The organism is Palleniella intestinalis, assembly GCF_013166595.1.
GTDB classification, from domain to species: Bacteria; Bacteroidota; Bacteroidia; order Bacteroidales; family Bacteroidaceae; genus Prevotella; species Prevotella intestinalis.
The window spans coordinates 405039-417226 of sequence record NZ_JABKKG010000003.1 but is presented as its reverse complement, the minus strand read 5'-3'; the positions used below and the strand labels follow the sequence as shown (position 1 = coordinate 417226).

The following is a 12188-nucleotide window of genomic DNA, read 5'->3' as shown; positions in this document are numbered from 1 at the left end:
GTTATTTATCTATGCAGTTCTGTACATAGGTTTTCAACATATCTTCAAAGTCTCTATTCACAACATGATGCTTGCCCAAAGTTTCCGACCATGTCTCGGCATGCTTGCCATCCTTGCTGACAAACAGGAATTCAAGGGGCGGACAATCATCACTGCCTGTCAGTTCTGCCAAGAAAGACAAAGCAGAGCTGAATGACAGCCAATAGCAGTTTGCGCCGATGCAGCTTGTATGTGACAGCCAACGTTTCTTGTCCATATCACCGATTGGGAAAAGGCAAAACTCTGTGCCACCGGCTTTCATCTTGGCAATGAAATCATTCATCTTGCTGAACATCTTTATAGAAGTGATGTTGGCAGGAATGAAGCAAAGCACGACGTTTTTCCCTTCATGCTGACGCAGTACGGCATCCACCCTACTCTGCGTCTTTACGTTTGGCACATTGTAGTGGCGATTGGCAGCATTGGTGCGGTATGATTCTCTCATTTTTTCCAACTGTCGCTTATAATCCAACAGATAATCATAAAGGACACGATTGGCACGCTCCTTCAATGGGGACAAATCGGCTTCCGTCAGCACGTGCCCTTGATTGATAAGTTCCTGATAAACATACAGCATCATCAAGTCAACAACAGGTCCACTATCATGCCATGTGGCATTGCGTAATTTGTCAAGGAAAGTTCCGGACTTTATCTGTTCCAAAGCATCAGACATGGGATTTCCATTTGTGGCAATCACTGTTCCGTATTGAGCTATCCTTCGCAGTGGTCTGTTGAAATACAACAGCCGCGAGTCACTTATCGGAAGCTCAGCCATACGGCGGAACGGTATCTGACGCGCAGTCCTTGCCGTCTCCGTAAAAAATGCCGCAGCCTCGTCAGCCTCATCCATCAATGTAAAATATTCTTGCTGCTTTGTTGTCAGCGGAGTTTCCGCCAAAACCTTGGCAGACTTTTGTGGCAACAGAAGATTGTTCAGTTCGGCATTGGCACCCGTACACCATGTATAGCGACCGTCCTCCCACCGGTGGACAGCAACATTGCTGCGGATATGCCCACGCTTGTTCATGTCAATATGGAAGGTTGACTCTTCTCCTGCCGACACTATCATCGACCCGCGATAGTAGAAAGAATAGACGGAAACAACAGCCTTGCTTGTCCGCACCGGCACTTGAAATGTGGCACAGCCGTCATCACTCAATGTTTTTTTCACACTACACAACTTCCCCGAAAGAATGTCCACCAAACTTACCGTCACATTGCTGCCCAATTCTTTGCGGTAGCCGTAATGCCTGATGTTGACCGTCGCCGAATCGGCCGTCCACACGGGCGTTTCCAACGGTTGCTTGTCATCAACGACAGTCTCGGCTTCCTTGCGCACAGCCTCATGAACAAGGTCAACATGCGGATTCCTCTTTCCGTCAAGGCGCAGGTCGAAAATCGGCCATGACTTGTTGTCACCGCTCTCGCCAAAGAAGTCTATGGTCTTTGTGTTCTTCGGAATAGGTGGGAAAGTCAAAGAGTAGTGCAAGCCGTCGGGAGCGTCATCATGGCGATAATGCTTGTCCGGCACAAACCCGTCATATTTCACAAGCTCATAAACCTTCCCCTGAGCCCGGATGTACAGTGGCAGGGATTGTGAACGCCAGTTTCGAGAACCCTTGCCGTACATCCTTAAAGTGCAATAGAGCACTGTCTCTTTGTCACTCAGCACAATACTGTCAATGGTGTGCGCGGCTGTTGGCGCAAGCCCGAAGTCGGGATAAACAACCACCTTCCGTTTTGCAGTGGCAAGCAATGACACTATGCCAAGCACTACAAGTAACAAGCCTTTTCTTTTCATATCCTTACTTTTTTATATTTCTGAAAATTCACATCCTCCGCTATCCACGCCGTCATTGCAAACCATACTGATTGCTGCCGCTTCGTCCATCGCCTTCAGCCTATACTCCACAAGCATCAGCTCATACCGGCGAATCGCCTCGGATTCCTCGTCGCCTGAGTCGCAATAGCTCACGCCCTCAAGCTCTGTCCTCTCTGCAGCGTCAGCATTCTCAGGCTGCTGTTCCACCGTCTCAGCCTGTGGGGGCGTTGCTTTTTCCACATGTGCATCAGGCATGATGCTCTTTGCCAAGTGGCGTTCATTACCAACAGTTTCTTCATCCCTCGGCATCTGCTGACGCACAGAGACAGAATCTGCACTCACCACCTCGGCAAAAGCCTTTGCAGCGGCGGATTTTTCATCTATCGGACACTCGCAACCTTTCTGCCATGCAAAAGTGAAGAGCAGCAATAGCGACGCTGCCACCGAAACAGTCCAAAACAATGTCGCATGCTTTGCAGCACGCTTTTGGCTGTGCGGCTCTCTCGCGATGTCCTGCAGTGCCATGATGTCCTCGTCAATCACCACAAACATCTCTTTGTATGGGAGCAAATCCTCTGCCACTTCATTGCCACAGAAATAGTCATGGAGCACTTTCTCGTCCTCCAAAGAAGTCCGACCTTCCATATACATCTCTATCAAATTCCTTATCCTTTCCTCCATGTCATCAACTTTTTTCTTGCCCTTGCGAGCTCTGTTATTACTGTCTCTTTCTTCACACCCAACAGCGAGGCTATCTCTTCTGTCGTCAACTGCTCCACTTGCCGTAACACGAGTATCTGGCGTTCTCGTGGCGGGAGGTGCTCCATTTGACGTTGCAGCCATCGTTCGTTCTCGTCGCAAATGAGCTGACTGTCAGTCTCGCAGCCTTCTTGTCTGACATTTGCCACAATGTCCATACCAAGTGTGCGCCGTCGCTTAATCTCGTTGATAGCCAGATGCTTTGCGATCCGGAAAGCCAAAGCCTTGGCATGCTGCGCATCATTGATGGCGTGGCGCATAAGCCAGAGTTTCACCACAGCATCATGAGCCAAGTCTTCCCTATCGGCATCGGACAGTCCGTACCGACCCAGCAGGGTCAGTATGTCAGAACGCAACGCGCCGGATATTATTTCCAAATCAGCTCTTTCCATTTTGCAACAGCCAAAGTTATGCTTTTCTTTAACATATAAACAAATAAGAAAGGGAAAACCGATACCCTTTAACTATCTTTAACCTAAACATATCTTTTTCAGCGCATAAAAGGCAATGCCACAAAAGGTAACACTTCGCAATACAAAGTGTTACCTTTGACCAAGTCAAGTGTTACCTTTTGCCTTGCCAAGTGTTACCTTTCGTTTTTACAGTAAATTATTAGGGCACACATTAATATATATATAGGCGCAATATCATTGATTCTTCAAAGAGTGGTCACAAAGCACAGCACTTGTGTTAAATTGTTATAAATCAAGCAACTTTACATATATCAATTTTTATATTATTAAACTTTTTTATTAACTTTGCAGAGAATAATGATATTACGTAAAGCATTCATCAATTAACTATTTTACATAAATTTATGTCACAGCTTAAATCACTTAACAAGCAGACAGCACCTAAGAGTGTTGCTCCTGAGAAGATTATCCAGTTTGGTGAAGGCAATTTCCTTCGCGCATTCGTTGACTGGATTGTATGGAACATGAACGCAAAGACAAACTTCAACGGCTCAGTCGTTGTCGTTCAGCCTATCGACCGCGGCATGGTACAGTGGCTCAACGGTCAGGACTGTCTCTATCATGTCAACCTTCAGGGCCGTCAGAACGGTGAACCTGTCAACCAGCTTGACCGTATCGACGTAATCTCTCGCGGCATCGACCCATACGCTCAGAACTGGGCATACATGGCACTCGCCGAGCAGCCTGAAATCCGCTTCGTCATCTCCAACACAACTGAGGCGGGCATCGCATTCGACCCTGCATGCAAGCTCTCCGACGCACCTGCATCATCTTACCCGGGCAAGCTCGTCCAGCTCCTCTACCGCCGTTACCAGGTATTCCAGGGCGACCCGACAAAGGGACTCATCATCATGCCTTGTGAGCTCATCTTCCTCAACGGACACCACCTTAAGGACTGCATCCGCAAGTACATCGAGCTGTGGAAGGAAGACTTCGGCACTGACTACGAAGGCTTCAAGGAGTGGTTTGAGAAGTACAACTATGTGTGTGCAACACTCGTTGACCGCATCGTTCCTGGCTTCCCACGCAAGGACATCGTAGAAATCCAGAACAAGATTGGCTACAAGGACAACCTCGTCGTACAGGCTGAGATTTTCCACCTTTGGGTTATCGAGCGTCCGGAGAACATGACATGCGAGGAGCTTCGTGCCGAGTTCCCTGCTGACCAGGCAGGTCTCCACGTGCTCATCGCTGAGTCTGAAGCTCCTTACCACGAGCGTAAGGTTACTCTCCTTAATGGTCCTCACACTGTTCTCTCTCCTGTGGCTTACCTTTCAGGCATCAACATCGTGCGCGACGCACTTCACCACGAAGTTGTCGGTCCGTACATCAAGAAGGTTCAGTATGACGAGCTGATGCAGACCCTCAACCTTCCTATGGAAGAGCTTCAGCAGTTCGCTGCCGATGTGCTTGAGCGTTTCGACAACCCATACGTCGACCACCAGGTTACATCCATCATGCTCAACTCTTTCCCTAAGTTCCAGGCACGCGACCTTCCGGGAGTCAAGGTTTATCTTGAGCGCAAGGGCGAGCTTCCTAAGGGACTTGTACTCGGTCTGGCAGCTATCATCACTTACTACAAGGGTGGTACACGCGCTGACGGTGCTCCTATCCAGCCAAACGACGACCAGAAGATCATGGATCTCCTCACAGAGCTTTGGGCAACAGGCGACACACGCAAGGTTGCCGAGGGCGTTCTCGCAGCAGACTGGATCTGGGGCGAGCACGGAGACATCAACACTATCCCGGGTCTCACAGACATGGTTACAGGCTTCCTGAACGACATCCAGTCCAAGGGTATGCTTGAGACTGTAAAGTCTATCCTGTAATAGTGAACCGATACAAAACAAACGAATGACACATATATGAACGAAACGCCATTGAACACAGAATTGAACAATCATCTTAAGTCGTTGGCTTTTCGATATGAACAAAAGGAGTTCCTTGTTGGCGATCCAAGCCGGTTTATGCACCGGATTGAAGGAGACGCCAACAAGGAACTCCTTGCCTTTATAGCCTCAGCATTGAGCTACGGCTCACGGAAACAGTTCTTGCCGAAAATACAAGCATTGCTTGACTCCATCGTGAACGATGCCGGAGGTGATGTCGGCAAATGGCTGACAAGCAATGCCTACGAAACAGCAGTGCCTCCCACCCCAACATGCTTTTACCGTCTCTACACATGCCAAACGTTCAACAATTTCCTAAAAGCACTTGCAGAGATGATAAAAGAACATGGAACAATGAAGAATTACATTGTTGCATACGCATACAGAAAACAAACAAATATTGACACCCTCACAGCTCTTGACGCTATAACAACATGGTTCAGGGAACACAATTCAACCGGTGTCATACCAAAAGACACGACATCAAGCTGCAAACGAATCTGCATGTTCCTCCGTTGGATGGTACGCGACAACTCTCCGGTAGACCTCGGACTATGGAGTGACATCATCGACAAAAGGACACTTATAATCCCAATGGACACACATGTCGTGCAGGAAGCCATGCGTCTCGGACTACTGGCATCCAAGTCCACATCGATGTCCAACGCAAGGAAACTTAGCAGGAGACTGTGTGAAATATTCCCTGACGACCCCATGAAAGGAGACTTTGCACTTTTCGGACTCGGAGTGGACACAGACAAATAACGACAACCACCTGCCACACATGCAAGAAAAACACAAGCCCATTGCGCAATAATATATATCAATTTCGCAAAGCGTTATGCGAAAAAACAATGCAGAAAAGGCTCTACATACAAAATAAAATTGTAATTTTGCAATATAAACCCTAACAAAAAGACGATAAAAGTACAAACATAATTAATCATTTATCATCATGACAATTAACCAGTATGATTTCAATGGCAAGAAAGCCATTGTCCGTGTTGATTTCAATGTGCCTCTCCAAGACGGCAAAATCACAGACGACACACGTATAAAGGGTGCCCTCCCTACTCTCAAGCTGATTCTTGAGAAAGGCGGTTCACTCATCATCATGTCACATATGGGCAAGCCGAAGGGCAAGGTTAAGCCGGAGTTGTCACTCGGTCAGATTGTAGACGCTGTATCAGCAGCTCTCGGCACACCTGTAAAGTTTGCAAAGGACTGTGCTAATGCAGAGGCTGAGGCAGCTGCCCTCAAGCAGGGAGAAGTCCTCCTTCTCGAGAACCTCCGCTATTATCCAGAGGAAGAGGGCAAGCCTGTCGGCATCGACAAGGAAGATCCTGCTTACAAGGCAGCAAAGGAAGAGATGAAGGAGAAGCAGAAGGAGTTTGCCAAGAAGCTCGCTTCTTATGCTGACTGTTACGTTATGGACGCCTTCGGTACAGCTCACCGCAAGCACGCTTCCACAGCAGTCATCGCTGATTACTTTGACGCTGACAACAAGATGCTCGGTCTCCTCATGGAGAAAGAGGTGCAGGCTGTTGACAATGTGCTTGGCAACATCAAGCGTCCATTCATCGCTATCATGGGCGGTTCAAAGGTTTCCTCTAAGATTGGCATCATCGAGAACCTCCTCGGCAAGGTTGACAAAATCATCCTTTGTGGTGGCATGACATACACATTCTCAAAGGCACACGGTGGCGAGATTGGCAAGTCTATCGTTGAGATGGACAAGCTCGATGTGGCTCTCGGTGTCGAGGAACTTGCAAAGAAGAACGGTGTAGAGCTTGTGCTCGCTCCTGACTGTGTGACAGGCGACGACTTCTCTAACGACGCAAACCGCACTGTATGCCCGGTAGACGCTATCCCTGCTGACCTTGAAGGCCTTGACGCCGGTCCTGAGGCACAGAAGATTTTTGCTGACGCTATCAAGGGCTGCAAGACAATCCTTTGGAACGGTCCTGCCGGAGTGTTCGAATTCGACAACTTCTGTGACGGCTCACGTGCTATCGGCAATGCTATCGCAGAGGCTACAGCAGAGGGCGCATTCTCACTCATCGGTGGTGGTGACTCTGTCGCTTGTGTCAACAAATTCGGTCTTGCAGACAAGGTTTCTTATATCTCCACAGGTGGTGGCGCACTCCTCGAAGCTATCGAGGGTAAGGTTCTCCCGGGAGTTGCAGCTATCAAAGGTGAATAAGATATTGCAAAAAACTATATGATAATGAAAAAGGTGTACCAGGTATAACTACTTGGCACACCTTTTATTATTTGTTCCCTACATCATCAAGCAAAGCTCTGCCAAAGCATTTATACACGCAATGCTTCCGGATTAATATCATAAAAACTAACGCAAACCTGACATACCCGAAACCTCCAACTCTTATATTATCGGAGAAATACGAGCACATTGCGTCATTAACACGATGCAAACCAATGCCTTGACAAAACAACACACCAATTATTTTTTATAAATGGAAACATTACTAAACATACTCTCATTGATTGGCTCACTCGGGCTGTTCCTCTTTGGAATGAAAACAATGAGTGAAGGACTCGAGAAATTTGCCGGCGACCGTCTGCGTGCCATTCTTGCCGCAATGACAAAGAACAGAGTCATGGGCGTACTCACCGGAATCCTTGTCACAGCACTGATTCAGTCGTCAAGTGCCACGACAGTCATGGTTGTCAGCTTCGTAAATGCCGGTCTGATGACCCTCCGCCAATCCATCGGCGTCATCATGGGTGCCAATGTCGGCACAACCGTGACAGCATGGATTATATCATTAGTAGGCTTCAAAGTAAACATTGCCGCCCTTGCCCTCCCACTCATTGCCATCGGCATACCACTGTTCTTCAGCGGCAATGAGAAGAGAAAGAGTATTGGAGAATTCATTTTCGGCTTCGCTTTCCTGTTCATGGGTCTGTGCTTCCTGCAACAATCTGCCACAGACCTCAACATTGGCGGCATCGTCGCGTCCATGCTTGCAGGACTTGCCGACGGAGGATTCTTCACCGTCCTGCTCTTCGTACTCGTCGGAGCACTCGTAACAATGCTCGTGCAGGCATCAGCAGCGACAATGGCTATCACCTTGATGCTCTTCGACATGCACATCCCGGGATTCAGCCTTGAGTTGGCAGCAGCACTTGCCATGGGACAGAACATCGGTACAACAATCACCGCAGTCATGGCATCACTCACAGCCGGAGTACAGGCACGCCGTGCCGCTCTTGCCCACATGTTCTTCAATGTCTTCGGCGTCGTTGTCGTGCTTATCTGCTTCTATCCATTCTGCGACATGATCCGCTGGGTAGTTGCCAATATCATGCACTATGGAACAGACGAACTCATACAGCTGTCCGCATTCCATACAATATTCAACATCTTCAACACTCTGCTCCTCATCGGATTCGTCAAGCAGATAGAGAAATTCGTATGCTATGTGCTCCCTGACAAGAAGGAAGAAACAAAGGAGCACGGTCTCCGCTACATCTCCGGCGGTCTGCTCTCAACATCCGAGCTGTCCATCTATCAGGCACGCAAGGAAATCGGTGTTATGGCAGAACGCTGCCACATGATGCTTGGAATGGTCCGCAACGCATTTACAGCCGAGAATGAAGAAACTTTCCAGAAAGAGTTCAAACGCATCCAACATTACGAGCAGATTACCGACAATATGGAGATTGAGATAGCCGAATATCTCCGTAAGGTCAGCGAAGGAAGGCTGTCTGCATATTCAAAGAACCATATAGCACAAATGCTGCGTGAGGTTGACGAACTTGAAAGTATCGGTGACTCAATGTACCATCTCGGACGTGCAATACGCCGAAAATACAAATATAACAATGAGAACTTCACAGAGCAACAAATGGCGAACGTCACACATATGCTTGACCTCACAAACATGGCTCTGGAAGAGATGTACAAAATCGTCACCGGTCCTGAGCACGTAAAGATTGACATGTCACGAAGCAGACACATTGAGGAGAAAATAAACACACTCCGCAACGAATGCCGCACAGCAAACTTCGAGGCAGTCAACTCCGGCACATACAGCTATCATCTCAGCACATTCTACAATGACTTCATCAGCGAATGCGAGAAAATCGGTGACTATGTCATCAATGTTCTTGAAGCAGAAGTGAATGTGGAGACAACATAGGAACACTGACCCACATTCGATTACATCTGAGAACTACTTTACATCTTCCGTTCTTGACAACCCGTTGTCTCTGAGCGGAAGATGTTTTTATGTCATATCCCAACGGTCTGAAAAACAATTTGAAATTATTTTATTCTGACGCTCCATTTGCGCGATAATCTGTTTCTATCACTGCAAAATCACTGCTACATAGCTGCAGTGTTGCTGTAGTACCACTACAGCGTTACTGTATCACTATTGCAGCAATGCTGCAATAACACTACAGCATTACTGCACAATACGTTTTTCGTTTCTGCAATATATATAACTGATACTCTGAATTATACTATCCAAACATTTCCTTTTGAGAACTCAAAATAATCATTTCTTTTTTCGGTCAAAGGGATACTTTTCCCGCCAAACATTCTCTTTTATAGTATATATGAAATCTTTATCCTCAAAAATCTCATCTTCTATTTGACGGAAAGTTGCTGCATCTATGTCATTAAGCTGTTTCCGAGAATAAAAAACATGATTTTTATCAGCAGCAATATGTCCATAAAAATAGAATTTGGCTTCGGAGACATTGAGAGAGTCTTTCAAAATACGGTCTCCATTTTCAAACAACATATCATTGACAATACATTTGCTTAAGCCAACTTCCTCAAATCGGTGTACTTCGATGTCCTTTGCGACAACTTTGCCAAGATAGATAATATTTTTCCCGTTACGCAGATAATGACTGCCGGCGTTCAGCGTATCAACAGGTGATTGTAAGGAATCAACCTTTATAAGTTCACATTTCTTTAGTGAACTGTTCCAAGTATCCATATAGACATAATCCTTGTCCGTCCACCAAAGCGTCCTACCTAATGGGGCGAATGTATTTCTATCCACATCGAGTTTCGTCTCATCATAATAGACAAAATTCTTGTCGCGCATCCAAGTCCAGTCCTGACCGTTGTTTTTAAAAACGAAACATTCCGCAGTCGGTACATCTATGCCACATCTCGTAGGACGAAAGTTGCATATATCCGCATCATAAACAAAGACATGACGCTTGTCTTTTGGCAAACCGCTTTTATCAACATTAAAAGAAGCAGCATCTGCAGTCTCCACAATTTTGTCTTGATACCATACATGATTTTTGTCCTTTGCCCAATTGTCATCCAGTATGACAAACGTCTCTCTGTCCACATCTTTCAAATATCCCCAATGACCAAAATTTATTAGATTGAGCACATGCTCAACGGATATATAGTAGACTCCTCTCCAATTTTCATAGTATGTACTATAGTCGTGACAAACTCGCGTTCCCCTCGGAATAGGAAATCCAAAGAAAAACGATACAAACCACCAGGACAGAATGGCAATTATAATTGGCTTGACCGGTATGCTACGCCCATGTTTAGTGATTTTCATGATGTTGCAAATTATAATTCATCAACAAAGATACGGAAAATTTCCTTACATAAAGAATTTATTGACAGAAATTTTGCTGTTTCTCAGCATTATAAAACAGTTCCTCGTCTATTTCTATTCCTTGCTTTTGTGGTGTATCAAGTAACATGAATCCGCCTTAGTCTATCAAATTGTTCTTTGTCCTCCGATAATGGGATGCCATTATAGTTCAGCCATACTCAAAGAGGTTTGTCTGCACATGACTGTAGTATTTTTATACCTTAATGTCATAAAATTTGCAAAATATATCTGCAATACAGAAAATTTCTGTAATTTTGCCAATGGTTTGAGTAAAGAAAAGCCACACATGCAAAGACATTAACATTTCTAACAAGAACACAACATAATTCCCTATGCTGAACTTAGACAATTTCTACAAAGCACGCTACGTGCTCAGCAAAATCATACGCAAGACCGAACTGGTCAAAGCGCCGAAGATACGCACTGATTGCGAAGTGTACCTGAAACCTGAAAACCTGCAGGAAACAGGCTCTTTCAAGATACGTGGCGCATATTATAAAATCTCGCAACTCAGCGAGGAAGAGAAGGCAAAAGGTGTCGTTGCCTGCTCTGCCGGCAATCATGCCCAAGGTGTCGCCCTTGGTGCGACAGCCCACGGCATCAGTTCAATCATCTGTCTTCCTGAGGGCGCACCAATGAGCAAAGTGGAAGCGACAAAAAGCTACGGGGCTGACGTATGCCTTGTGCCTGGAGTCTACGATGATGCCTACCAGTACGCCCTGAAACTAAAGGAAGAGAAGGGCTACACATTCATCCATCCTTTTGACGACCCGAATGTCATAGCAGGACAAGGCACAATAGGACTTGAAGTGCTTGAACAGTTGCCTGACGTCGAAGCCATCGTTGTGCCGGTGGGTGGCGGCGGACTGGTCAGCGGAATAGCATTTGCCGTGAAATCCCTCAACCCGGCAATCAAGGTCTACGGCATACAAGCCGCCGGAGCGGCAAGCATGGTCCACAGCCTTGAGGTCAACCGCAGGGAAGCTCTCAGCTCCGTCTCCACCATAGCCGACGGCATAGCTGTCAAAGAACCGGGCTCACTGACCTACGAGATTTGCCAGAACTATGTCGATGAAGTCGTTTCCGTCACCGAGGATGAAATCTGCGGAGCTATACTCCACCTCCTCGAAAAGGAGAAAGTTGTAGCCGAAGGTGCCGGAGCAGCAGCCGTAGCCGCTGTACTCTACAAAAAAATCCCCGTCGAAGGCAAGAAGACCGTCTGCATCGTCAGCGGCGGAAACATTGATGTGACAATCCTCAACAGAGTAATCAAGCGCGGTCTCACAAAGAGCGGACGCTACTGCGACATAAACATCGAGCTTGACGACCAGCCCGGCAAACTCGTCGAAGTGGCGGCAGTGATAGCAAAGTGTGGCGGAAACATCACAAGAGTCCACCACGAGCGCACCGCCGACAGTGAGAAAATCAACGCCTGCATCCTGCGCATCGTCTGCGAGACACGCGACGATGCCCACAGGGCGGAAATAACCCACGCCATCCGCGAACACGGTTTCAAGATTGTATAACAACAAAAAATATCACAAAACGACCTCATTAAAATATTCGACACCAAGCATAT

9 protein-coding genes are annotated in these 12188 nt (G+C 46.8%); 5 read left to right on the top strand and 4 right to left on the bottom strand.

Annotated features, from left to right (window positions below; translation table 11 throughout):
• Position 1: 1 nt before the first annotated feature.
• The 3 genes from HPS57_RS06370 to HPS57_RS06360 are packed head-to-tail and all read right to left on the bottom strand — an operon-like array spanning position 2 to position 3012.
• The gene (locus HPS57_RS06370) at positions 2-1840 is read right to left on the bottom strand and encodes a hypothetical protein (protein WP_135938977.1); all 1839 of its coding nucleotides are present in this window, start codon (positions 1838-1840) and stop codon (positions 2-4) included.
• 12 nt (positions 1841-1852) lie between these two features.
• Complete coding sequence (locus tag HPS57_RS06365; protein WP_135938976.1) at positions 1853-2542, bottom strand: PG0215 family putative anti-sigma factor; 690 nt, start codon at positions 2540-2542, stop codon at positions 1853-1855.
• On the bottom strand, positions 2527-3012 hold the full coding sequence (locus HPS57_RS06360; protein WP_135938975.1) for an RNA polymerase sigma factor: 486 nt from the start codon (positions 3010-3012) through the stop codon (positions 2527-2529). The genes HPS57_RS06365 and HPS57_RS06360 overlap by 16 nt, the downstream gene beginning before the upstream one ends.
• A 425-nt stretch (positions 3013-3437) precedes the next feature.
• Between HPS57_RS06360 and HPS57_RS06355 the strand changes: the two genes are divergently transcribed.
• From HPS57_RS06355 to HPS57_RS06340, 4 genes are all read left to right on the top strand, one after another.
• A complete protein-coding gene (locus HPS57_RS06355) occupies positions 3438-4922 on the top strand; it encodes a tagaturonate reductase (RefSeq protein WP_135938974.1) in 1485 nt (494 codons plus the stop codon).
• Between the two features lie 36 nt (positions 4923-4958).
• Positions 4959-5747 carry a TIGR02757 family protein gene (locus tag HPS57_RS06350; RefSeq protein WP_135938973.1) on the top strand — a complete coding sequence of 263 codons (789 nt, stop codon included), beginning with the start codon at positions 4959-4961 and terminating at the stop codon, positions 5745-5747.
• A 190-nt stretch (positions 5748-5937) separates the two neighbouring features.
• Complete coding sequence (locus HPS57_RS06345; RefSeq protein ID WP_172181296.1) at positions 5938-7185, top strand: phosphoglycerate kinase; 1248 nt, start codon at positions 5938-5940, stop codon at positions 7183-7185.
• Between the two features lie 274 nt (positions 7186-7459).
• On the top strand, positions 7460-9148 hold the full coding sequence (locus tag HPS57_RS06340) for a Na/Pi cotransporter family protein (protein ID WP_172181294.1): 1689 nt from the start codon (positions 7460-7462) through the stop codon (positions 9146-9148).
• Positions 9149-9508: 360 nt separating this feature from the next.
• Here the strand turns inward: HPS57_RS06340 and HPS57_RS06335 are convergent, their stop codons facing one another.
• The gene (locus HPS57_RS06335) at positions 9509-10549 is read right to left on the bottom strand and encodes a DKNYY domain-containing protein (protein ID WP_172181292.1); all 1041 of its coding nucleotides are present in this window, start codon (positions 10547-10549) and stop codon (positions 9509-9511) included.
• Between the two features lie 392 nt (positions 10550-10941).
• On the opposite strand from HPS57_RS06335, the gene ilvA reads away from it, so the two are divergent.
• Positions 10942-12135 (top strand): threonine ammonia-lyase, encoded by a 1194-nt coding sequence (ilvA, locus tag HPS57_RS06330; RefSeq protein WP_172181290.1) that lies wholly within the window; start codon positions 10942-10944, stop codon positions 12133-12135.
• Positions 12136-12188: the final 53 nt, after the last annotated feature.

Coding starts and splice junctions, on each gene's coding strand:
- HPS57_RS06340 (WP_172181294.1), top strand. CDS start 7,460: ATGGAAACATTACTAAACATACTCTCATTGATTGGCTCACTCGGGCTG.
- HPS57_RS06360 (WP_135938975.1), bottom strand. CDS start 3,012: ATGGAAAGAGCTGATTTGGAAATAATATCCGGCGCGTTGCGTTCTGAC.
- HPS57_RS06335 (WP_172181292.1), bottom strand. CDS start 10,549: ATGAAAATCACTAAACATGGGCGTAGCATACCGGTCAAGCCAATTATA.
- HPS57_RS06365 (WP_135938976.1), bottom strand. CDS start 2,542: ATGGAGGAAAGGATAAGGAATTTGATAGAGATGTATATGGAAGGTCGG.
- ilvA (WP_172181290.1), top strand. CDS start 10,942: ATGCTGAACTTAGACAATTTCTACAAAGCACGCTACGTGCTCAGCAAA.
- HPS57_RS06355 (WP_135938974.1), top strand. CDS start 3,438: ATGTCACAGCTTAAATCACTTAACAAGCAGACAGCACCTAAGAGTGTT.
- HPS57_RS06370 (WP_135938977.1), bottom strand. CDS start 1,840: ATGAAAAGAAAAGGCTTGTTACTTGTAGTGCTTGGCATAGTGTCATTG.
- HPS57_RS06345 (WP_172181296.1), top strand. CDS start 5,938: ATGACAATTAACCAGTATGATTTCAATGGCAAGAAAGCCATTGTCCGT.
- HPS57_RS06350 (WP_135938973.1), top strand. CDS start 4,959: ATGAACGAAACGCCATTGAACACAGAATTGAACAATCATCTTAAGTCG.